Annotated in this window: 14 protein-coding genes; 8 read left to right on the plus strand and 6 right to left on the minus strand. The window is 60.3% G+C overall.

Going from position 1 to position 21624, the window contains the following annotated elements:
* Nucleotides 1-58 precede the first annotated feature (58 nt).
* From glgX to KGB27_RS06530, 4 genes are all read left to right on the plus strand, one after another.
* On the plus strand, nucleotides 59-2218 hold the full coding sequence (gene glgX / locus KGB27_RS06515; protein ID WP_223553629.1) for a glycogen debranching protein GlgX: 2160 nt from the start codon (nucleotides 59-61) through the stop codon (nucleotides 2216-2218).
* Nucleotides 2219-2433: 215 nt separating this feature from the next.
* On the plus strand, nucleotides 2434-3192 hold the full coding sequence (locus KGB27_RS06520) for a PIG-L deacetylase family protein (protein ID WP_192227257.1): 759 nt from the start codon (nucleotides 2434-2436) through the stop codon (nucleotides 3190-3192).
* Nucleotides 3193-3606: 414 nt separating this feature from the next.
* Nucleotides 3607-4407 carry an endonuclease/exonuclease/phosphatase family protein gene (locus KGB27_RS06525; protein WP_008041048.1) on the plus strand — a complete coding sequence of 267 codons (801 nt, stop codon included), beginning with the start codon at nucleotides 3607-3609 and terminating at the stop codon, nucleotides 4405-4407.
* Between the two features lie 417 nt (nucleotides 4408-4824).
* Nucleotides 4825-5892, plus strand: a complete 1068-nt coding sequence (locus KGB27_RS06530) for an autotransporter outer membrane beta-barrel domain-containing protein (RefSeq protein WP_008041049.1) — start codon at nucleotides 4825-4827, stop codon at nucleotides 5890-5892.
* A gap of 144 nt (nucleotides 5893-6036) precedes the next feature.
* Here the strand turns inward: KGB27_RS06530 and glgB are convergent, their stop codons facing one another.
* The 3 genes from glgB to KGB27_RS06545 form a co-directional block, all read right to left on the minus strand.
* Nucleotides 6037-8268 (minus strand): 1,4-alpha-glucan branching protein GlgB, encoded by a 2232-nt coding sequence (gene glgB, locus KGB27_RS06535; protein WP_008035616.1) that lies wholly within the window; start codon nucleotides 8266-8268, stop codon nucleotides 6037-6039.
* Between the two features lie 2 nt (nucleotides 8269-8270).
* Nucleotides 8271-11612: a maltose alpha-D-glucosyltransferase gene (gene treS, locus KGB27_RS06540; RefSeq protein WP_223553631.1), complete on the minus strand. Its 3342-nt coding sequence runs from the start codon at nucleotides 11610-11612 to the stop codon at nucleotides 8271-8273.
* Between the two features lie 166 nt (nucleotides 11613-11778).
* A complete protein-coding gene (locus KGB27_RS06545) occupies nucleotides 11779-13773 on the minus strand; it encodes an alpha-1,4-glucan--maltose-1-phosphate maltosyltransferase (protein WP_223553634.1) in 1995 nt (664 codons plus the stop codon).
* Between the two features lie 216 nt (nucleotides 13774-13989).
* Here KGB27_RS06545 and KGB27_RS06550 point away from each other — a divergent pair, with 216 nt between their 5' ends.
* Entirely contained in the window at nucleotides 13990-14157 is a 168-nt protein-coding gene (locus KGB27_RS06550; protein ID WP_192227263.1) for a hypothetical protein, read from the plus strand.
* A 110-nt stretch (nucleotides 14158-14267) separates the two neighbouring features.
* Here the strand turns inward: KGB27_RS06550 and KGB27_RS06555 are convergent, their stop codons facing one another.
* Entirely contained in the window at nucleotides 14268-14762 is a 495-nt protein-coding gene (locus KGB27_RS06555) for an MgtC/SapB family protein (protein ID WP_207284273.1), read from the minus strand.
* A gap of 121 nt (nucleotides 14763-14883) precedes the next feature.
* Between KGB27_RS06555 and KGB27_RS06560 the strand changes: the two genes are divergently transcribed.
* The 3 genes from KGB27_RS06560 (at nucleotide 14884) to mapR (ending at nucleotide 18265) form a co-directional block, all read left to right on the plus strand.
* The gene (locus tag KGB27_RS06560) at nucleotides 14884-15117 is read left to right on the plus strand and encodes a DUF3203 family protein (protein ID WP_008035603.1); all 234 of its coding nucleotides are present in this window, start codon (nucleotides 14884-14886) and stop codon (nucleotides 15115-15117) included.
* 195 nt (nucleotides 15118-15312) lie between these two features.
* Nucleotides 15313-16725: a cytochrome c oxidase accessory protein CcoG gene (gene ccoG, locus KGB27_RS06565; protein ID WP_192227264.1), complete on the plus strand. Its 1413-nt coding sequence runs from the start codon at nucleotides 15313-15315 to the stop codon at nucleotides 16723-16725.
* Between the two features lie 130 nt (nucleotides 16726-16855).
* Nucleotides 16856-18265 carry a GntR family transcriptional regulator MpaR gene (gene mapR / locus KGB27_RS06570; RefSeq protein WP_207284271.1) on the plus strand — a complete coding sequence of 470 codons (1410 nt, stop codon included), beginning with the start codon at nucleotides 16856-16858 and terminating at the stop codon, nucleotides 18263-18265.
* A gap of 123 nt (nucleotides 18266-18388) precedes the next feature.
* Here mapR and KGB27_RS06575 read toward each other — a convergent pair whose 3' ends face one another.
* Nucleotides 18389-19135, minus strand: coding sequence for an SDR family oxidoreductase (locus tag KGB27_RS06575; RefSeq protein WP_008035597.1), 747 nt, complete (start codon nucleotides 19133-19135; stop codon nucleotides 18389-18391).
* Between the two features lie 240 nt (nucleotides 19136-19375).
* A complete protein-coding gene (locus KGB27_RS06580; protein ID WP_223553637.1) occupies nucleotides 19376-21484 on the minus strand; it encodes a putative bifunctional diguanylate cyclase/phosphodiesterase in 2109 nt (702 codons plus the stop codon).
* Nucleotides 21485-21624 lie beyond the last annotated feature (140 nt).

A 21624-nucleotide genomic window follows, 5' to 3' on the forward strand; every position in this document is an offset into this window, starting at 1 on the left:
CGAGCGACCTCTCGCCACCGTGGGCGCGTTCGCCCCCGATAAACCTGTAGGAGCATCTATGACCAGTCCAAAAAAAGCCGCGCCAGAACCTCAGGCCGAGGCTTCGCGAATCCGGGAAGGCCTGCCCTTCCCGCTGGGCGCCACCTGGGATGGTCTGGGGGTCAACTTCGCCTTGTTCTCCGCCAACGCGACCAGGGTCGAACTGTGCATCTTCGATGACGCCGGCGAAGTTGAACTGGAGCGCATCGAACTGCCGGAATACACCGACGAGATCTACCACGGCTACCTGCCCGACGCTCATCCGGGGCTGATCTACGGCTACCGTGTTTATGGCCCGTATGACCCGGCCAACGGGCATCGCTTCAATCACAACAAACTGTTGATCGACCCCTACGCCAAACAACTGGTCGGCAAGTTGAAGTGGTCCGAAGCGCTGTTCGGCTACACCATCGGCCACCCCGACGCCGACCTCAGTTTTGACGAACGCGACAGCGCGCCGTTCGTACCGAAATGCAAGGTGATCGACCCGGCGCACACCTGGGGCCACGACCATCGCGTCAGCGTGCCATGGGACAAAACGATCATTTACGAAACTCACGTGCGCGGCTTCAGCATGCGTCACCCGTCCGTCCCCGAGAACGTGCGTGGCACCTTCGCCGGGTTGATGGTCGATGACATGCTGGAACACATCCGCAAGCTCGGCGTTTCGACCGTGGAATTGCTGCCGATTCACGCGTTCGTGAATGACCAGCACTTGTTGCACAAAGGCATGACCAATTACTGGGGCTACAACAGCATCGCGTTTTTCGCCCCGGACCCGCGCTACCTGGCCAGCGGAAAGATCGCCGAGTTCAAGGAAATGGTCGCGCACCTGCACGAAGCCAATCTGGAGGTGATTCTCGACGTGGTGTACAACCACACCGCCGAGGGCAACGAACAGGGCCCGACCCTGTCGATGCGCGGCATCGACAACGCCTCGTATTACCGCTTGATGCCCGACGACAAGCGCTTCTACATCAACGATTCCGGCACCGGCAACACCCTGGACCTGAGTCACCCGTGCGTGCTGCAAATGGTCACCGACTCCCTGCGTTACTGGGCGTCGGAAATGCACGTGGACGGGTTCCGCTTCGACCTGGCGACCATTCTCGGGCGCTACCACGACGGTTTCGATGAACGTCACAGCTTTCTCGTTGCCTGCCGCCAGGACCCTGTATTGCGCCAGGTGAAAATGATTGCCGAGCCGTGGGACATTGGTCCCGGTGGCTATCAGGTCGGTCGCTTTCCACCGGGCTGGGTTGAATGGAACGACAAATTCCGCGACACCGTGCGCGCGTTCTGGAAAGGCGACGACGGCCAACTCGCTGACTTCGCCAGCCGGATGACTGCCTCCGGTGAAATGTTCAATCAGCGTGGTCGGCGGCCCTACGCGTCGGTGAACTTCGTCACCGCTCACGACGGCTTCACCCTCAACGACCTGGTGTCGTACAACGAAAAACACAACGAAGCCAACGACGAGAACAACCAGGACGGCAGCAACAACAACCTGTCCTGGAACCACGGCGTCGAAGGCCCGACTGACGACCCGGAGATCAATGCGCTCCGCCAGCGGCAGATGCGCAACTTCTTCGCCACCCTGCTGCTGTCCCAGGGCACGCCGATGCTGGTGGCCGGTGACGAGTTCGCCCGCACCCAGGACGGCAACAACAATGCCTATTGCCAGGACAGTGAAATCGGCTGGGTCAATTGGGACCTGAGCGAAGATGGCAAGGCGTTGCTGAAGTTCGTCAAACGCCTGATCAAGTTGCGCCTGGCCTACCCGATCCTGCGACGCGGGCGCTTCCTGGTGGGCAATTACAACGAGGACATCGGCGTCAAGGACGTCACCTGGCTGGCGCCGGATGGCAGCGAGATGAGCACCGAACAATGGGAGGAATCCCACGGCAAATGCCTCGGCATGTTGCTCGATGGCCGAGCCCAGGAAACCGGGATTCGCCGCAAGGGCGGTGACGCCACCTTGCTACTGGTGGTCAACGCGCACCACGACATCGTCAACTTCACCTTGCCGCAAGTGCCGGATGGCAGGTTCTGGACCTGCATGGTCGACACCAATCAGCCATCGATCCGCGGTCAGGAGCGCTTCGAGTTCGGCCATGAATATTCGGTCACCGGCCGTTCGCTGCTGCTGTTCGAATTGCAGCGTGAGGAAGAAGAGTGAAATGAATTTACGGAGGTTTCTACATGGCCAGGCAGCGGCCGGATACGGGAGCGACTCCAGCGAAAATTGCGCGATCTGGCACAGCCCGGAGAAAAATATGCACCGGTGGGAACATCGACGCGACGAATAGCGTGACTTGAGCAATACTCTGCTCGCGGCAATCCAGGGTTCGGAGAGCGGCACATTGCTATCAATTAGAACAAGGACGTAGCCCGATGAAATCCGTTTCCATCAGCGACAGCAGCCTTACTGCACAGATCTGGAACAACGCGCCTCAGCTCGACAACATTCCCGTCATCAACACCCAGACCCTGGTCCCGCCCGGCGCCCGCGCCGTGGTGATCGCGCCGCACCCCGGCGATGAAGTCGTGACCTGCGGCGGACTGCTGCAATTACTCAGCGCTCTGGGCCATCCCCTGCAATTGATCTCGATCACCGACGGCAGCGCCAGCCATCCGGGGTCACAGCAATGGTCGGAGAAACGCCTCAGCGTGTTTCGTCCCCAGGAAAGCGTCGAAGCCTTGCGCCGCCTCGGTTTGCCGATGCACAGCCTGAAGTGGATTCGCGGTGGGTTCACCGACAACGCCCTGGCCGAGCGCGAACTTCAGTTGACTCAATTCATCGCGCGGTACTTGCGGCCTGGTGATGTGGTGTTCAGCACCTGGAGCGAGGACGGCAATGTCGACCACGACGTCGTCGGCCGCGCCAGTGCCAAAGCCGCCGCCTCGGTCGGTGCTGCGTTCAACGAAGTGCCAGTCTGGGCGTGGCATTGGCCCTCGCGTGATCGAGGGCTGATCCCGTGGCACCGCGCCCGCAAGGTTCGCCTCGACACCTGGACCGTCGCGCGCAAAAGCCACGCCACCCACGCCTACGCCAGCCAGCTCGACGGCGAACCCGCCATCGGTATCGCCCCGCTGCTGCCCCGGGTGCTGCTGGAACGCATGCGGTTGCCCTATGAAATCGTCTTCGTCTAAACCAACACCCCCTGCAGGAGCCGGCTTGCTGGCGATAAGGCCCTTGAACCGTGCGCTATTCTTGCGGAAGCCATCGCCGGCAAGCCAGCTCCTACAAGGTTGTGTCGATCACAGGTTTGAAATTACCCCCACCCCTGTAGGAGCCAGCTTGCTGGCGATGAGGCCCTCGAACCTTGCGCTAATCTTGAAGACGCCATCGCCGGCAAGCCAGCTCCTACAAGGTTGTGTCGATCACAGGTTTGAATTTACCCCCGCCCCTGTAGGAGCCAGCTTGCTGGCGATGGGGCCCTTGAACCTTGCGCTAATCTTGAAGACGCCATCGCCGGCAAGTCGGACCGCAGCGCCCGCTCAAACTGAACTGCCCGCCCCCGCATCAGTCGCATACATAAGCCAGTCTGATTCAGAGGAGTCAAAGTGACCAGTGATTCCAAGCGCCAGACCGTCGAATCGACGCCATTGAACACGCCGCCGGCGATTAATCGACTCAGAGTACTGACGGTCAACACCCACAAGGGCTTCACCGCGCTAAACCGACGCTTCATCCTCCCGGAACTGCGTGAAGCGGTACGCAGTACGTCCGCCGACCTGGTGTTCCTGCAGGAAGTCGTCGGTGAACACGAACGCCATTCTTCCCGCCTCAACAACTGGCCGCAGACCTCGCAATACGAGTTCCTCGCCGACAGCATGTGGAGCGATTTCGCCTACGGCCGCAATGCGGTCTACCCCAACGGTCACCACGGTAACGCGCTGCTGTCAAAATACCCGATCCGCGAATACCGCAACCTCGACGTCTCGATCACCGGCCCCGAACGCCGCGGTCTGCTGCATTGCCTGCTCGACGTACCGGGCCACGCCGAAGTCCACGCGATTTGCGTACACCTGAGCCTGCTGGAAAGTCATCGTCAATTGCAGCTCCAGTTACTCTGCCAACTGCTCGAGTCTTTACCCGACGATGCACCGGTGATCATCGCCGGCGACTTCAACGACTGGCAGCTACAAGGCAACGCCGCCCTCGCCCGCCACGACTACCTGCACGAAGCCTTCGAGCGCCACCATGGTCGCCCGGCAAAAACCTACCCAGCACGGTTTCCGTTACTGCGCCTGGACCGGATCTATCTGCGCAATGCCAGCAGCCATGAGCCGCGGATATTGGGCAGCAAGCCGTGGACGCATCTGTCGGATCATTTGCCGTTGGCGGTGGAAGTGCGTCTTTAGTGTTTCAGGCATGATCCGTCAGGCATCATTGATATTGACAGTAATGTTCTAAGGGATGCGCCCGTGAATCTCGCCGTTCACATCGACTTTCTTACCGACCGTCGGCTGCTCAAACGCCTCTGGAACAATACTTTCACGATGATTTTTCGTACAAACAAGAACTTAGATAAGCGCCAAAAAACAATCAGTTGCAACGGCTAAATTAGACATACCGCTTATCGTTCATTTTCTTGACGCGACGCCATCGGTCTTCTTGACTTGACGTTACTACCCCCGGAAGTACCACCCGGAGCAACCCCCAGACACCCGTCAAAACGGGCCGCCAGCGGCTTGCCCCAGTCCATTCGGTCGCCCCTCAATCAGGGGTAGGAGAGACGCCAGAGCGAGATACCACATGCGACTGCAAGGTAGACCTCCATGAAAACTTCATTCACCCCACAAGAGATCAAAGTTACTTTTTGCACAGTGTCGAGTTCACTCTTGCTGTGTTCATCCATGGAAGTGCAGGCCTCGCCTGCCGAGGAAGAAACAACCCCCTGGTATGACCAGGAGGTCCCGGTGCTCACCTTGCCCTCGCTCGCTACCAACTACCCCGGCCGCTTCAGCGCCAACCCTGATCTGCGAAGTTCACACCTGACCATCGAAGACGCTGCGCCCTCGGCCTGGGATCAGCTCTATGGACAGGTATCGCGTCAGGCACAAACCGATTATCTGTCCCAGGGATTCAGCATTCCTGGCGCCAACGAATTCAAAGGCCCGGCGATCCTCACCCTGCAAAGCGGTAGCGGCCATACCCAGCAGGTCGGGCTGATCGGCGGGATGAGCCAGTTTCAAGGCAACAGCAACGGCCTGCTGACCAGTCGCGCCCTTGCCGACCCCAACACCGACACCCTCAACCTGCAAGGCCAGAGCCTCGGCGCCTACTGGAGCCTGACCGGCCCACAGGGCTGGCACGTCGACTTGACGGCCAGTGGCGGTCGGGTCAACGGCTTCAGTCGTAATGAACAGGGAGCCCGACAAGCCACCGAAGGCAGCGCAGTCACCTTCTCGGTGGAAGGCGGCTTTCCGATTGGTCTGGGCGACAACTGGGTGGTCGAACCCCAGGCTCAGTTGATCAATCAGCGCATCACCCTGGACACCCCGTACGCCGGTTCCGGTAATGCTTCCTCCAGCGACCTGACATCCTGGAGCGGTCGGGTCGGTGCACGGTTGAAAGGTAGCTACGACATCAACGGCCTCGGGGTCGAACCGTATGTGCGGACCAACTTGTGGCACACGGTGTACACCGGCAATACCGTGACCCTGGATCAAGTCGACAAGATCAGCACCAGCCGCTATTCATCGACGGTCGAAGTGGGTTTGGGCCTGGTGGCCAGAGTGACTCCCGCCGTTAGCCTGTATGTCAGCGCCGATTACAGCAGCAGTGTGGATGAAAATGATTTGAATGGGCTGATTGGCAGTTTGGGTGTGCGGATGCGTTGGTGAGCGTCGGTTTTCAAGAAATGCGTTGTCCCGGCTGACACCATCGCGGGCAAGTCGGGTCGTCGCACCGCTGCTCCCACAGGTACAGCGTGACCCCTGTGGGAGCGAGACCGGCTTGCCGGCGAATGGCAGCGACGCGGTTTCAGATCACCCCTCCGGCCGCAACATCAACACCGCCAACGGCGGCAAATTCAGCACCAGCGAAAGCGCCTGCCCATGGCTCGCCTCTTCCTCGGTAGACGCCCCGCCGCTATTCCCGTAATTCGAACCGGCATACGTCGCCGCATCACTGTTGATCACCTCAGTCCAGCGCCCCGCAAACGGCACGCCAATGCGATAAGCCTGACGCGGCACCGGCGTAAAGTTGGCCACCACCAGCACCGGCCGACCATCCTTGCTCCAGCGCAGGAACGCATAAACGCTGTTGATCGCGTCATCGCCAATCAGCCACTGGAACCCTTGCGGCACGTCGTCCTGCTCATGCAACGCCGGTTCTTCGCGGTACAGCCGATTCAGGTCACCGACCAATGTCTTCACACCTTGGTGTTCCGGGTACTGCAGCAAGTACCAATCCAGCTGCTGATCATGATCCCACTCGCGCCACTGGCCAAACTCGCAGCCCATGAACAACAGCTTCTTGCCCGGATGCGCCCACATGAAACTCAGGTACGCGCGCAGGTTGGCGAATTTCTGCCAGCGGTCGCCGGGCATTTTGTCGATCAGCGAGTGTTTGCCGTGGACCACTTCGTCGTGGGAGATCGGCAGGATGAAGCGCTCGGACCAGGCGTATACCAGGCCGAAACTCAGTTCGTTGTGATGATGCGCGCGGTACACCGGATCCTGCTGGATGTAATGCAGCGAATCGTGCATCCAGCCCATGTTCCATTTGTAATCGAAACCCAGGCCGCCCTGCTGCGTGCTCTGGCTCACGCCTGGCCACGCGGTGGATTCTTCGGCGATCACCAGTGCGCCAGGGGCTTCGAGGTTGACCACGTCGTTGAGGTGGCGCAGGAAGTCGATCGCTTCAAGGTTCTCCCGCCCGCCGTGACGGTTCGGCACCCATTCGCCGGCCTTGCGCGAGTAATCGCGATACAGCATCGACGCCACCGCATCGACGCGCAGGCCATCGACATGGAAATGCTTGAGCCAGTGCAACCCCGACGCCAGCATGTAGCCGTGCACTTCGGTGCGTCCGAGGTTGTAGATCAGCGTGTCCCAATCCTGGTGGAAACCTTCCAGCGGGTTGCCGTATTCGTACAGCGCGGTGCCGTCGAATTGCGCCAGGCCGTGGACATCGGTCGGGAAATGCGCCGGCACCCAATCGAGGATGACGCCGATGTCGGCCAGGTGACAGGCGTTGACGAACGCGGCAAAGTCATCCGGTGAACCGTAGCGCGCACTTGGGGCAAATTGCGAGAGCAGTTGATAGCCCCACGAACCGCCGAACGGGTGCTCCATGATCGGCATCAGCTCAATGTGGGTGAAGCCCAGATCTTTCACGTACGGGATCAACCGTTCACCCAGTTCGTGCCAGGTGTACTGGCGCGCGACTTCGCCCAGATCGTCCAGTTCGCACTGCCAGGAGCCGGCGTGCAATTCGTAGATCGACAGCGGCGCGCTTGGTTGTGAACGCTCGACGCGTGCCTGCATCCACGCGTGATCCTGCCATTCGATGCTCAGCGGTGAGGCAACTTTCGACGCGGTGTCCGGCGGCAGCGCGGTGGCCAGGGCCATCGGATCGGCCTTGAGTGGCAGAATGCCGTGGGCACCGAGGATCTCGTACTTGTAAGCCTCGCCTGCCTGCATGCGCGGGATGAACACTTCCCAGACACCGGTCGGGTGACGCGAGCGCATCGGGTGCCGGCGGCCATCCCAGTTATTGAAATCGCCGACCACCGACACCCGTCTGGCGTTGGGTGCCCACACGGCAAAACGCACGCCGTCGACGCCGTCGACGTTTTTCAGCTGCGCACCGAGGCAACTGCTCAAGTCGCGGTGATTGCCCTCGGCGAACAGGTACAAGTCCATTTCACCGAGCAACGGGCCAAAGCTGTAAGGGTCCTCGGACACCTGTTCGCCACCGGCCCAACGGGTGCGCAGCACGTACGGCTGCGCGTGCTCGAAATGCCCGACAAACAACCCCGGCGTCTGGGTGGCTTCAAGGCTGCCGAGTTCTTCGCCGGAGTCCTTGGCCAGCACCTGCACGCTCAGCGCGTCAGGCAGATAAGCTCTTATGAATTGCCCGCCAGCACCATCGCCATGGGGGCCGAGGATTGCAAAGGGGTCGTGATGTTCAGCGCGTACCAGCGCATCGATGTCCCGGGATCTGGGCAGTAACGCCTCTCTAGCGTGACCCTGTTCCTTGTTCGAGAAACTCATGACTACTCTCCACCAAGATCGGAAAAGGGTTTAAGCCCACTCAATAATCCATATAAACCGTGCAACGGCACGGGCAACCAGGTGGGCCGATTCTCTGCCTCATAGGCCACCTCATACGCCGCTTTCTCCAGACCGAACAACGCCAGCGCGGCGTCCTCGCCTTCCGGATCTTGCCACGCATGAGCAAGACTAGCTGCCGCCAGCCGATAAGCGTCGACAAATGCCTGTCGCGCTTCACTTAAATAGCGATCGGCAACGCGCTGGCGAGCCGCCTGCACATCGGCGGTGTGATCAGCGTTGTGCACGTTGATCGTCATCGCCGCAGCGTAGTCGAAGGAACGCAACACGCCGCTGACATCTTTATAGGGGCTGTGTTTGCCGCGCCGTTCGGCCAGTGGCCGCGCCGGCTCGCCTTCGAAGTCGATCAGGTACGCATCACCCTTGATCACCAGCACCTGCCCGAGGTGCAAGTCGCCGTGGACACGAATCCGCAGACCACCGACTGCTTTTTTACCCAGTTCCTGGACGTGGGCGAGGATGGCTTTTTTGTTGTCCTGTAAACGGCTGACCAGGGTTTTGTCCGCCGGGTTCAGTTCGCTTTGATGCTGTTTGAGCAACTTCAGCGCGTGCTCCAGTTGCGCCGCGACATCCTTGGCCGAGGCCAGGGCGTCTTTTTGCGTAGTGACGTGCGGGGCGAAGTCCGGGTCGTCGGTAGACGCCGCCAGCACCAGGTGCATTTCACCCAGACGCTGACCAAGTATTGCGGCGAAGTCTTTCAACTCGCCGAGGGCGTTGTAATGCTGTTCCTGCTCGGACATCGCGTCGGCCAGTTCATCACGCAGCGCCCGTTCGAGGTTGTTCTGCGTCCATTCCCACGCATCGCCCTGATTGCTCAAATAGCCTTGAGCGATCATCAGCAGATTGTCTTCGCCCTTGACGTCGCGGCGAACCACCGAGCCCAGCAGCGGCGAGATATTGGCAAAGCCTGCGTTGGTCAGGTACGCGCTCATTTCCAGTTCCGGGTGCACGCCCGAGGCGATCTTGCGGATCAGCTTCAGCACCATGGTTTTGCCCACTACCACCGAACTGTTGGACTGCTCGGCGGACAGGTAACGCACTTCCGATTCCGCCGTCAGCCCCAGGCCGGCCAGTGCGGCAGTCGGCTCGAAACGGATTTCGCCGCCATCGGAAGGCAACACCGTGTTGCCCTGCATGGCTGAGAGCACGGCGCGGATGAAGTGTTCGAGGCTGAAGGCATCGGTGATCAAACCCACCTGCGGTCCGCGTCGCACGCGCGACAACGCCAGCTGCTGCGGCAATGCCGGCCCGACCTGATCGTCCGCAATGAAGCCGAACGGCAACTGGTAACGACTGGTCTGGTCGCCGCTGGTGACTTCGATTTCACTCAACAGCACCGGATGCTGCGCATCTCCAAAACGCACGCCGTAGGCCAGGTTGACCTTGTCGATGGCAGCGTCCTTGCCGGCAAACCAACGCCGGTTCTGCAACCAGCTCGGCAAGATGCTCTGCTCCAGCGTGCCACGGGACGGCGCTTCGAGCAGTTCCTCCATACGTTTCTTCAGCACCAGCGTGGTGAAATCCGGCAGGCTTTGCGCCGGTTCGACGTGCCAGCTCGGCATCTGGTTTTCTGCTGCCAGCACGAACCAATAGAAACCGTACGGTGCCAGGGTCAGGAGAAAATTCAGCTGACCAATCGGTGGGAACGCATTCCCGCCGAGCATCTCCACCGGCACCATGCCGACGTAGGCCGACAGGTCGAGCTCTGCCGCTTGCGCGCTGCGGGACACGTTGGCCACGCACAGGATGATTTCGTGCTTGCCGTCGGCCCCGGTGAATTCACGGGTGTAGGCCAGAATCCGGCGGTTGCTCGGCGACAGCATTTTCAGGGTGCCACGACCGAAGGCCTTGGACTGCTTGCGCACCGCGAGCATGCGGCGGGTCCAGTTCAGCAGCGAATGCGGGTCGCCGGCCTGGGTTTCGACGTTGACCGACAGGTAACCGTATTGCGGGTCCATGATCGGCGGCAGCACCAGGCTCGCCGGGTCGGCGCGGGAAAACCCGCCGTTACGGTCGATCGACCATTGCATCGGCGTGCGCACGCCATCGCGGTCGCCGAGGTAGATGTTGTCGCCCATGCCGATTTCATCGCCGTAATACAGCGTCGGCGTGCCGGGCATCGACAGCAACAGGCTATTGAGCAATTCCACGCGACGACGATCACGCTCCATCAGCGGCGCGAGGCGACGGCGAATCCCCAGGTTGATCCGCGCTCGACGGTCGGCGGCGTAGTAATTCCACAGGTAATCGCGCTCCTTGTCGGTGACCATTTCCAGGGTCAGCTCATCGTGGTTGCGCAGGAAAATCGCCCACTGACAGTTGGCCGGGATTTCCGGGGTTTGACGCAGAATGTCGGTGATCGGGAAACGGTCTTCCTGGGCCAGCGCCATGTACATTCGCGGCATCAGCGGGAAGTGGAACGCCATGTGGCATTCGTCACCGTTCAGGCCTTTTTTATCGGTTTCACCGAAGTACAACTGGGTGTCTTCCGGCCATTGGTTGGCCTCGGCCAGCAGCATGCGGTCGGGATAATTGGCGTCGATTTCGGCACGTATCTGCTTGAGGACATCGTGGGTCTCGGGCAGGTTTTCGTTGTTGGTGCCGTCGCGCTCGATGAGGTACGGAATCGCATCCAGACGCAAACCGTCGATGCCCATGTCCAGCCAATAGCGCATGACCGAGAGCACGGCTTTCATGACCTGCGGGTTATCGAAGTTCAGGTCCGGCTGGTGGGAATAGAAGCGGTGCCAGAAATACTGACCGGCGACCGGGTCCCAGGTCCAGTTGGATTTCTCGGTGTCGAGAAAAATGATGCGGGTGCCGTCGTATTTTTGATCGTCATCGGACCAGACGTAAAAGTCCCGCGCGGCCGAGCCGGGCTTGGCTTTGCGCGCACGCTGGAACCAGGCGTGCTGGTCCGAGGTGTGATTGATGACCAGTTCGGTAATCACCCGCAAGCCACGTTTGTGCGCTTCAGAGATAAAGCGTTTGGCGTCGGCCATGGTGCCGTAATCGGGGTGCACGCCGCGGTATTCGGCAATGTCGTAACCGTCATCGCGTCGTGGTGAGGGATAAAACGGCAACAGCCAGATGGTGTTGACGCCGAGGTCGGCAATGTAATCGAGTTTGGCGATAAGGCCGGGAAAGTCGCCGATCCCGTCGTTGTTGGAGTCGAAAAAAGACTTTACGTGAACCTGGTAGATCACCGCATCCTTGTACCAGAGCGGGTCCTTGATAAACGTGGCTGCCTTGGGTTTCTTCGCCATTTGAAACTCCTGTTGAGTTCGAGAAGGTCGCTGGGCCGTACACAGTCCTCCGACGCGATGATTTCCCTGTAGGAGCCGGCTTGCCGGCGATAGCGCTTTGCATTCAACAGTTCCGTTGACTGACCCGTCGCCATCGCCAGCAAGCTGGCTCCTACAAGTCCTGCGTTTAGACGGTGATGCGCCAGATCCCGAACGGCTGATGCGCCGGGTCGATCCGCATGAACTGGTACTTGCCGTGCCAGGTCCAGCGATGCCCGTTCATCAAATCCTCACCCTGGGTGCTGGCGTCGTCGGACAAACCCATTTCCCACAGCGGCAATTCGAAGTTCGCTTCCTGAACGTTGTGCGGATCGAGGCTGACGGCCACCAGAATGAAATTGCTGCCATCGGCGCTGCGCTTGCCGAAATACAGAATGTTGTCATTCCAGGCGTTGTAGACCCTTAGCCCCAAATGCGTGTGCAGCGCCGGGTTTTGCCGACGAATGCGATTGAGCTGCGCGATCTCGGCGATGATGTTGCCGGGCGCATTGAAGTCCCTTGGGCGGATCTCGTACTTCTCGGAATCGAGGTATTCCTCCTTCCCCGGCACAGGCGCGGCTTCGCAGAGTTCGAACCCGGAATACATGCCCCACAACCCGGAGCCCATGGTCGCCAGCGCCGCACGGATGAGAAAACCGGCGCGCCCCGACTCATGCAGAAACGCCGGGTTGATGTCTGGCGTATTGACGAAGAAATTCGGCCGGTAGCATTCGCGCCACGGCGATTCGTTGAGCTCGGTGAAGTACGTCGACAGTTCATGCTTGGTGTTGCGCCAGGTGAAGTAGGTGTAGCTCTGCGAATAACCGACCTTACCCAGGCGCGCCATCATCGCTGGCGTGGTGAAGGCTTCGGCGAGAAAAATCACCTCCGGGTACAGCGCCCGCACATCGGCGATCAGCCACTGCCAGAACGGCAACGGTTTGGTGTGCGGGTTGTCGACGCGAAAGATCTTCACGCCCTCCTCGACCCAGCCGACCACGATGTCGCGCAACTCGACCCACAGACTGGGGATCGCCTCGACCGCATAGAAGTCGACGTTGACGATGTCCTGGTATTTCTTCGGCGGGTTCTCGGCGTATTTGATGGTGCCGTCCGGGCGCCAGTTGAACCAGCCGGGGTGCTGTTTGAGCCACGGATGGTCCTGGGAACACTGGATGGCAAAGTCGAGCGCGATTTCCAGGCCATGGTCAGCCGCTGCAGCCACCAGCCGACGGAAGTCTTCGCGGGTGCCCAGCTCCTTATGAATTGCCTCATGCCCGCCCTCTTCACTGCCAATGGCATAGGGGCTGCCCGGATCGTCGGGGCCAGCGGTGAGCGAGTTGTTCGGGCCTTTGCGGTAGCTACGCCCGATCGGGTGGATCGGCGGAAAATACAGCACGTCGAACCCCATGTCGTGGATCATCGGCAGCCGCGAATGCACGTCGTTGAAGGTGCCGTGACGGGCCGGGTCATCGGTGATCGAACGCGGGAACAACTCATACCAACTGGCAAACTGCGCGAGCTCGCGTTCGACATCCAGCGGATACTCGGCGCTCAGGCTCAAAAAAGCGTGGTGATCGGCCTCGGCCATCAGGTCAGCGCTACGCTGGTGCAAAAACAGTGCGACCTGCTCGGTTTCGAGCAACCCGGACAATTCATGGTGCAGCGCGGCCAGCGCTTCGCTGAGTGGTCCTTCAGTGCGTTCGGCCGCCTGCTTGACCTGATTGCGCCCCTCCTGCAACTCAAGACTGACCGGCACCCGGGCCGTGTACTTTTTTTCCAGCTCATAACAGAAGCTGGCGAACTGATCGACCCAGGCTTCGATGCAGAACACATAACGGCCCTGGCGGTCGACGCGGAACTGGCCTTGATAACCGTTGTTGCCCAACTCGCCCATGACGTCGCTCTGCCAGACTTCATCGTCGGCGGCGCGCCAGCGGACCCGGACCGCCAGTTTGTCATGACCGTCGGCGAAGACTTTGCTGGTAACGACCACGTCTTGCCCCACCACCGCTTTAACGGCGAATTGCCCGCCATCGAGGGTCGGCATGGTGTTTTCGATCGCGATGCGCGGTAGCAGTAATGCCTGCGACAGCGGCATATGAGGGTTGTAGTTGAGCTCTGTGGGTTTCTCAGCAGTCATCGAGCATCTCTCCTTCACGCCCCATGGACGCTCTTGTACCTGGTCGTCATTCGCGCAAGGCCAGCGGCCCCGGAATGAACTCACTTAAGTTCCGAGCGATCGGCGCCGGTAAAGTTCACGGGGATTTGCCTGGGTATCCGGTGGAATCAATTCCTGCACGAAGTGGTCAACACACTTAAGCACGACTTGCGCCATGTGCCACTGGAGGCTTCAACGATGAGTATTCCAATCCCGGCAGAAACGCCCGATCCGAACATCGACCAACCGACCATTCCGCCGACTGAGCCACAGCCTGTACCCGAGCAGGACCCGCCGGGCACTACCCCTCCACCGCGTGAAGATCCGCCAGAAACCATCCCGCCGGTAATCGTCAGTCCCGAATGATGCCGCGCCCCCTGTAGGAGCCAGCTTGCTGGCGATAGCGGTTTACAACGCACCATTTATATTGATTGACACACCGCCATCGCCAGCAAGCCGGCTCCTACAGGACCGTGTCAGTCTTTGTTTTCGAGTAGCTTCACGATCCTCGGCATCACACTGAAAATCCCCAACGCCAGCAACGTACTGAACACCGCCGTCGCCTCGCGCCCCAACCCGGCGGAAACACCAATCGCCGCAGTCATCCACAACCCGGCGGCGGTGGTCAGGCCTTTCACGTGGCCTTCATCACCGTCCTGGTTTTTCAGGATGGTCCCGGCACCGAGAAAGCCGATCCCGGCGATCACGCCCTGCACCACGCGGCTCATGGCATCCGCCTGAGAACCGGACATTTGCGGCACCAGCACAAACAATGCCGCGCCAAGCGCGACCAACATGTGCGTTCGCACTCCGGCCGCCTTGCCCTTGTGTTCACGCTCGAACCCCAGAATCCCGCCCAAAATCGCCGCTATCAGCAATCTGACGGTAATTCGTGTCAGTTGTGAGGCGTCGCCGATGTCGGCGAACTCCGCTTGCAGCGTCACCCAAACCTCATGCCACCAGGCGTTCATGGTGCAATCCTTGTAGATGCTCGATAGAGGATGGACCGCGCCGACCATTAATCGGTTGCACAGAACGATGGCGGCCGCGGGTGCCCTAACAGTCATGAACCCGCAGAAAAAGGACCTCTCCATGACTGTGCGCATCGAAAACCAGACCTGCTTCTTTATCACGCAGAACGGCGAAGAAATCCGTCTGTGCCCCGACGTCACCATCATCACCGACGGCGCCAAGGCCATGTCGGCGGTAGACATCGACGGCCAGCGCATTTACATCACCGAAGCAGAAGCCGATGCATTGACCGTAGCAGGTGCAGTGGACGGTCGACGGCATCTGAAGGCCACCAACAGTGATTCGGTGATTTGACTGACCCGGATCAACATCACGCGCGGGCGCCTGATATAGGCGCCCGCGCCCCGTTTTGACGGGTGCATCAACTTGTCGCAGGGCTAGGCTCAACGCTCATCTGATCCGCTTTTTATTGCGATATCTGAGTCTGTTATGCAAACAGATCGCCGCTCATAGTGCTCATGCCTGATGGAGGCTGATGAGCGAAAGACCATGAGCGAAAGAATCCCCGTCCGAACCGTAGAAACATTTGAACCTTCGCGTCCAAAGATGAAGGCCAAGTCCAGCGACAACCTGATCCACACCCGCAGCTTCACCGGCCTGTTCCGAACCCTGCGCTTGAGCGGTGCGGGGTTTCTGTTTCTGCTGTTTTTCGGCACCGTGTGGTTGAACTGGGGTGGCCGTCAGGCCGTGCTCTGGGACCTTTCCGAAAGCAAATTCCACATCTTCGGTGCGACCTTCTGGCCGCAGGATTTCATCCTGTTGTCGGCACTGTTGATCATTGCCGCGTTCGGTCTGTTTGCGATCACCGTATTTGCCGGCCGGGTCTGGTGCGGCTACACCTGCCCGCAGAGCTCCTGGACCTGGATCTTCATGTGGTGCGAGAAGATCACCGAAGGCGAGCGTAACCAGCGAATCAAGCTGCAAGCCGCGCCCTGGGGCGTGAATAAACTGATGCGTCGCTCGGCCAAGCACACGCTGTGGCTGGCGATCAGTTTGATGACGGGCCTGACGTTTGTCGGTTACTTCACGCCGATCCGTCCGCTGGCCGAAGAGTTGCTGACCTTGCAGATGGGCGGTGTCAGCCTGTTTTGGGTGCTGTTTTTCACCGGCGCGACCTACATCAACGCCGGTTGGCTGCGCGAAGCGGTGTGCATGCACATGTGTCCGTATGCACGGTTCCAGAGCGTGATGTTCGACAAGGACACGCTGACCATTTCCTACGATGTCGCCCGTGGTGAAAACCGTGGCCCGCGCAAACGTGAGGTGAAACCTGCCGACGTCGGCCTTGGCGATTGCATCGATTGCCAACTGTGCGTACAGGTCTGCCCGACCGGCATCGACATCCGCGATGGCTTGCAGATGGAGTGCATCGGGTGCGCCGCGTGTATCGACGCCTGCGATTCGATCATGGACAAAATGGGCTATGCCCGTGGCCTGATCAGCTACACCTCGGAGCACGAGTTGCAAGGTGGCAAGACGCATCTGCTGCGGCCAAGGCTGATCGGCTACACCGCGGTGTTGCTGGTGATGATCGGCGCCCTCGCCCTCGCGCTGGTGGAACGGCCGATGGTGTCGCTGGACGTCAGCAAGGACCGTGGTCTGTTCCGCGAGAACAGCCAGGGGCAGATCGAAAACATCTACAGCCTTAAGGTCATCAACAAGACCCAGCAACGTCAGGACTACCGCTTGACCCTGGTCGATGGTGACGGCTTCCAGTTGCAAGGCAAGACCGAACTGAGCCTGGCGCCGGGCGAAATTGTCGACGTGCCGGTGTCCGTGGCGATGACCACCGAACGGCCGAGCAGCAGCTCGCAGAGCATCAGTTTCAAGATCATCGACAGCGATGAACCTGAGATTTATAGCGTGGCCAAAAGCCGGTTTGTTGCGCCGATGAACCGTTGATCCCTTAGACTGCGGTGCTGCCATTCGCGGGCAAGCCTCGCTCCTACAGTCTCCACCGTACTGTAGGAGCGGTGCTTGCCCGCGAAGAAGTCACCTCGATTTCACTGAACCACAATGAACCGGGCACTCGATGAAACGCTACGAAAAATTCGCCGACGACATCGCTGAACTGATCCGCTCCGGCGTCCTCGGCCCCGGCCAGCGCGTGCCCTCGGTGCGCTACGCCAGCCAGACCTACGGCGTCAGCCCGTCCACGGTGTTCCAGGCCTATTACCTGCTGGAGCGCCGTGGCCTGATCCGCGCCCGCCCGCGTTCCGGCTACTTCGTCAACACCCATGCGCCGAGCCCGTTTTCAGAGCCGGTGATCAGCAGCCAGGTCAACGAGTCCACCGAAGTCGACGTCAGCGAACTGGTGTTCTCGGTCCTCGACTCGATCAAAGACCCCAACACCGTGCCCTTCGGCTCGGCGTTCCCCAGCCCGACCCTGTTTCCGTTGCAACGCTTGTCCCGTTCATTGGCCAGCGCCGCCCGGGACATGGACCCGCGTATGGTCGTCACCGACATGTCGCCGGGCAACCCGCAACTTCGCCGACAAATCGCCCTGCGCTATATGGTCGGCGGCCTGATGCTGCCCATGGAAGAACTGCTGATCACCAACGGCGCCCTCGAAGCGTTGAACCTGTGCCTGCAAGCCGTCACCGAACCCGGCGACCTGGTGGCCATCGAAGCCCCGGCGTTCTACGCCTGCCTGCAAATCCTCGAACGGCTGAAACTCAAAGCCGTGGAAATCCCCGTGCACCCACGCGACGGCATCGACCTCGGCGTGCTCGCGCAAACCCTGGAACGCCACCCGATCAAGGCCTGCTGGTGCATGACCAGTTTCCAGAACCCCATGGGCGCCACCATGCCCGAGGCGAAGAAACAGGAACTGGTGGAGCTGTTGCGCAGCCACCAGGTGCCGCTGATCGAAGATGACGTTTACGCAGAACTCTATTACGGGCAGCAGGCGCCAAAACCGGCGAAAGCGTTCGATACCGAAGGGTTGGTGATGCACTGCGGCTCGTTCGCCAAGAGCCTCGCCCCTGGTTATCGCATTGGCTGGGTGGCTGCCGGGCGCTATGCGCAGAAGATTGAGCGGTTGAAGTTGATGACCTCGCTGTGCGCATCGATGCCGGCGCAGGCGGCCATTGCCGATTACCTGCAACATGGCGGCTATGACCGGCATCTGCGCAAACTGCGTTATGCGCTGGAAGAGCAGCAAAGTGCGATGCTGGCGGCGATTGCGCGCTATTTCCCGGCGCAGACTCGCGTCAGCCAACCGGCTGGCGGGTATTTTTTGTGGCTGGAGTTGCCGCCGCAGATGGATTCGTTGAAGTTGTTTCAGATGGCATTGGCGCAAGGGATCAGCATTGCGCCGGGGCCGATATTTTCACCGGCGCAGCGGTTCAGGAATTGTATTCGGCTGAATTATGGCAGCCCTTGGGATGAGGCTGCGGAGAAGGCGATGGAGACGTTGGGGCGGATTGTGCGGTCGTTCTGAAGGTTTGATAGTGTTTGGTCTATCGCCTTCGCGAGCAGGCTCGCTCCTACAGTTGACCGTATTCCACTGTGGGAGCGAGCCTGCTCGCGATGAGACCAGAACAGGCACCACAACACTTGAAGGCTAACGCCCGCCACCAAGATCAACAAACGTCCCCGTCGCATACGACGCCTTATCCGACAACAACCACACAATCGCTTCCGCCACTTCATCCGGCCGGCCACCGCGTGCCATCGGTATTGCCGATTCCAGTTTGCTGACCCGGTCCGGATCGCCGCTCAGCGCGTGAAAATCGGTGTAGATATAGCCAGGTCGCACGGCGTTGACGCGGATGCCTTCGCCGGCCACTTCCTTGGACAGGCCGACGGTGAAGGTGTCGAGTGCGCCTTTGGAGGACGCGTAGTCGACGTATTCGTTGGGGGCGCCCAAGCGTGCGGCCACCGAGGAAACGTTGACGATGCTGCCACCCTGGCCGCCATGTTTGGGCGACATGCGCAGGATCGCGTGTTTGGCGCAGAGGATCGGCGCCAGGACGTTGGTTTTGAGAATTTTGAGGATGCGGAATTCGGACATTTCGTCGACCCGGGACTTGTGCCCCACGGTGCCGGCGTTGTTGACCAGTGCGGTGACCCGGCCCAGTTCGGTGTCGACCCGGTGAAACAAGGCGATCACTTCGTCTTCGATGCTGACGTCGGCACGGACCGCGATGGCTTGGGCGCCAAGGGCGCGGACTTGCTCGAGCACACGGTGCGCAGCTTCTTCGTCGGATTGATAGTTGATGCAAATCCGATAGCCCTGTTCGGCGGCCAACAAGGCTGTGGCGGCACCGATGCCGCGGCTTCCGCCGGTGATGACGATGACTTTGTCCATGCGAGCTTTCCCCGTTCAAGCGTAAGCAGTCGGGGGCAAGAATAACCGTCATCGGCGTTTTTTGCATGGGGTGTGTGGAGACTGGACGGGCCCCATCGCCGGCAAGCCGGCTCCTACAAGGTTTTGTGGCGGGCCTGAACGATCTGAACTACACGGTCCTCTGTAGGAGCCGGCTTGCTGGCGATAGCGCCCTCGAAATCGACGTAACTCTCACGGGGCCCATCGCCGGCAAGCCGGCTCCTACAGGGGGAGTGACTCGGCGGTAAGCGGTAACGCGGCCGCACGCTCCGCTCGAAGGATGTCCACCATGAAGCGCTCCGCCGGCAGCGGGTGCCCCAGCAGGTAACCCTGCAACGAATCACAGCCCAGCTGGGTGAGGAAATCCTGCTGCACGTCGGTTTCCACCCCTTCGGCGACAATCCGCAAACCCAGTGCCTGGCCCAGCGCGACGATGGCGGAAACGATCGCGGCGTCGTCGCTGTCGCGTTCCAGGTCGCGGACAAAACCGCGGTCGATCTTCAATTCATTGGCCGGCAAGCGCTTGAGGTACATCAAACTCGAATAGCCAGTGCCAAAGTCATCGATGGACAGGTCGACGCCCATCTCCGAGAGCTCGTTAAGCACCGTCATGCTCGCATCGGCGTCACTCATGGCGGTGGTTTCGGTGATTTCCAGAGTCAGGCTGTTGGCGGGCAAATGGTGCGTGGCCAGGGCTTTGGCGACACTTTGAACCAGGCCGGCATGACAGAACTGCAGGGCCGAGAGGTTCACGGCGATGCGCCAGTCGGTGTAGCCGAGCACGTACCACTCGCGCATCTGGCGGCAGGCTTCGTTGAGCACCCAGTCGCCAATCGGGATGATCAGCCCGGTCTTCTCCGCCAGCTCGATGAATTTGTCCGGCAGCAGCATGCCCTGAGTCGGGTGCACCCAACGCAACAGCGCTTCGGCGCCGACCGGCCGGCCATTGCTGGCGTCGAATTTGGGCTGGTAATAGAGGCTGAATTGTTGCTGGTCCACGGCATTACGCAGGTCTTGCAGCAATTGCAGTTGTTTACGCGCGTTGCTGTTCATCGAGGCGTCGAAGAAGCTGTAGCCGTTTTTGCCCGCGCCCTTGGCGTGATACATCGCCGCATCGGCATTCATCAGCAGCTCTTCCGCCGTCTGGCCGTTGCCCGGGTAGAGGGCGATGCCGACACTGGCTGAAATCTGCAAATCATGTTCGGCGACACGGAACGAGCGCGCGATCATTCCGACCTGACGGGCCGCCAGGTTCAGGGCGTCATGTTCGTCGCGCAGTTGCACCAGCAAGACAAATTCGTCACCGCCGATCCGCGCCAGGGTGTCCTGGCTGCGCAGATCCTCGCGCAGGCGCAAGCCGACTTCCCGCAGCAGCAGGTCGCCCATGTGATGGCCGAAGGCATCATTGACTGGTTTGAAACCGTCCAGATCGATGAACATCAATGCAAAACAACCGCCCTGCTCCTGCACCTTCGACATGGCCTGGCCGATGCGGTCGGCCAGCAATATCCGATTCGGCAAACCGGTCAGGGTGTCGTGCAGCGCCAGTTGGGTGAGTTCACGATTGGCTTCGGTGAGCGAGCGGGCCAGGTCGGCGGTGCGCGCCTCCAGACGCGCATCCAGAATCGAGGTGAGCAAGGCGATGCTCAACACCGCCAGCGTGGTGATCAAGACCAGGCTGTCCAGGCCCTTGCCGCTTAAACCGTTGACCGCCGCGCCACAAAAACTGCCGTCCGGAAACTGCGCCGCAGCCATGGCGGTGTAATGCATGCCGACGATGGCGATGCCCATGATCACCGCCGCGCCGCCGCGAATCAGCCGGACGTAAGGCGTGTGCTTGCGAAGGCGGAAGGCGATCCATAACGCCGCGCCCGAGGCGCCAACGGCTATCAGCAGCGATGCGCTGAACAGCGTCGGGTCGTAATCGATGCCCGGCTGCATGCTCATGGCGGCCATGCCGGTGTAGTGCATGGCGCTGATGCCGGCACCCATCACCAGTGCGCCGAACGCCAGTTGCCAGGCCGGTAATTGTGGCTGGCTGACCAGCCACAGGGCGAAGCCGCTGGACAGGAACGCGGTCAGCAGCGACAGCGACGTCAGCGTGACATCGTAGCCAAGGTCAATCGGCAATTTGAACGCGAGCATGCCGATGAAATGCATCGACCACACACCAATGCCCATCGCAAAAGCCCCGCCCGCCGTCCACAAATGCACGGCCCGACCTCGGGCAGTGGCAATGCGCCCGGTCATGTCGAGTGCGGTATAGGAGGCGAGAATCGCTACGAAGAGCGAAATGATAACCAGCGTGGGTGAATAGCTACCGATGAGCATTGGATTTCTCGCGACTACCCCGCCGTACTGCTTCCGTTCTCGGGGGGCAAATCGGGCGATTGTACTGATTGCACAAAAGAACGCACTGAGAAAATTAGCAAAGGGCCATCAAGCCGATGAAACGCTTGTTTGATCACCCG

It is taken from the genome of Pseudomonas sp. BF-R-01 (assembly GCF_019946615.1).
GTDB lineage: Bacteria > Pseudomonadota > Gammaproteobacteria > Pseudomonadales > Pseudomonadaceae > Aquipseudomonas > Aquipseudomonas migulae.

Bases quoted from the DNA above. Each gene is read 5' to 3' on its own strand.
- KGB27_RS06550 (WP_192227263.1), top strand. From the start codon at position 13,990: ATGAGTATTCCAATCCCGGCAGAAACGCCCGATCCGAACATCGACCAA.
- KGB27_RS06560 (WP_008035603.1), top strand. From the start codon at position 14,884: ATGACTGTGCGCATCGAAAACCAGACCTGCTTCTTTATCACGCAGAAC.
- KGB27_RS06580 (WP_223553637.1), bottom strand. From the start codon at position 21,484: ATGCTCATCGGTAGCTATTCACCCACGCTGGTTATCATTTCGCTCTTC.
- KGB27_RS06575 (WP_008035597.1), bottom strand. From the start codon at position 19,135: ATGGACAAAGTCATCGTCATCACCGGCGGAAGCCGCGGCATCGGTGCC.
- mapR (WP_207284271.1), top strand. From the start codon at position 16,856: ATGAAACGCTACGAAAAATTCGCCGACGACATCGCTGAACTGATCCGC.
- treS (WP_223553631.1), bottom strand. From the start codon at position 11,612: ATGGCGAAGAAACCCAAGGCAGCCACGTTTATCAAGGACCCGCTCTGG.
- KGB27_RS06520 (WP_192227257.1), top strand. From the start codon at position 2,434: ATGAAATCCGTTTCCATCAGCGACAGCAGCCTTACTGCACAGATCTGG.
- KGB27_RS06555 (WP_207284273.1), bottom strand. From the start codon at position 14,762: ATGAACGCCTGGTGGCATGAGGTTTGGGTGACGCTGCAAGCGGAGTTC.
- glgX (WP_223553629.1), top strand. From the start codon at position 59: ATGACCAGTCCAAAAAAAGCCGCGCCAGAACCTCAGGCCGAGGCTTCG.
- KGB27_RS06530 (WP_008041049.1), top strand. From the start codon at position 4,825: ATGAAAACTTCATTCACCCCACAAGAGATCAAAGTTACTTTTTGCACA.
- ccoG (WP_192227264.1), top strand. From the start codon at position 15,313: ATGAGCGAAAGAATCCCCGTCCGAACCGTAGAAACATTTGAACCTTCG.
- glgB (WP_008035616.1), bottom strand. From the start codon at position 8,268: ATGAGTTTCTCGAACAAGGAACAGGGTCACGCTAGAGAGGCGTTACTG.
- KGB27_RS06545 (WP_223553634.1), bottom strand. From the start codon at position 13,773: ATGACTGCTGAGAAACCCACAGAGCTCAACTACAACCCTCATATGCCG.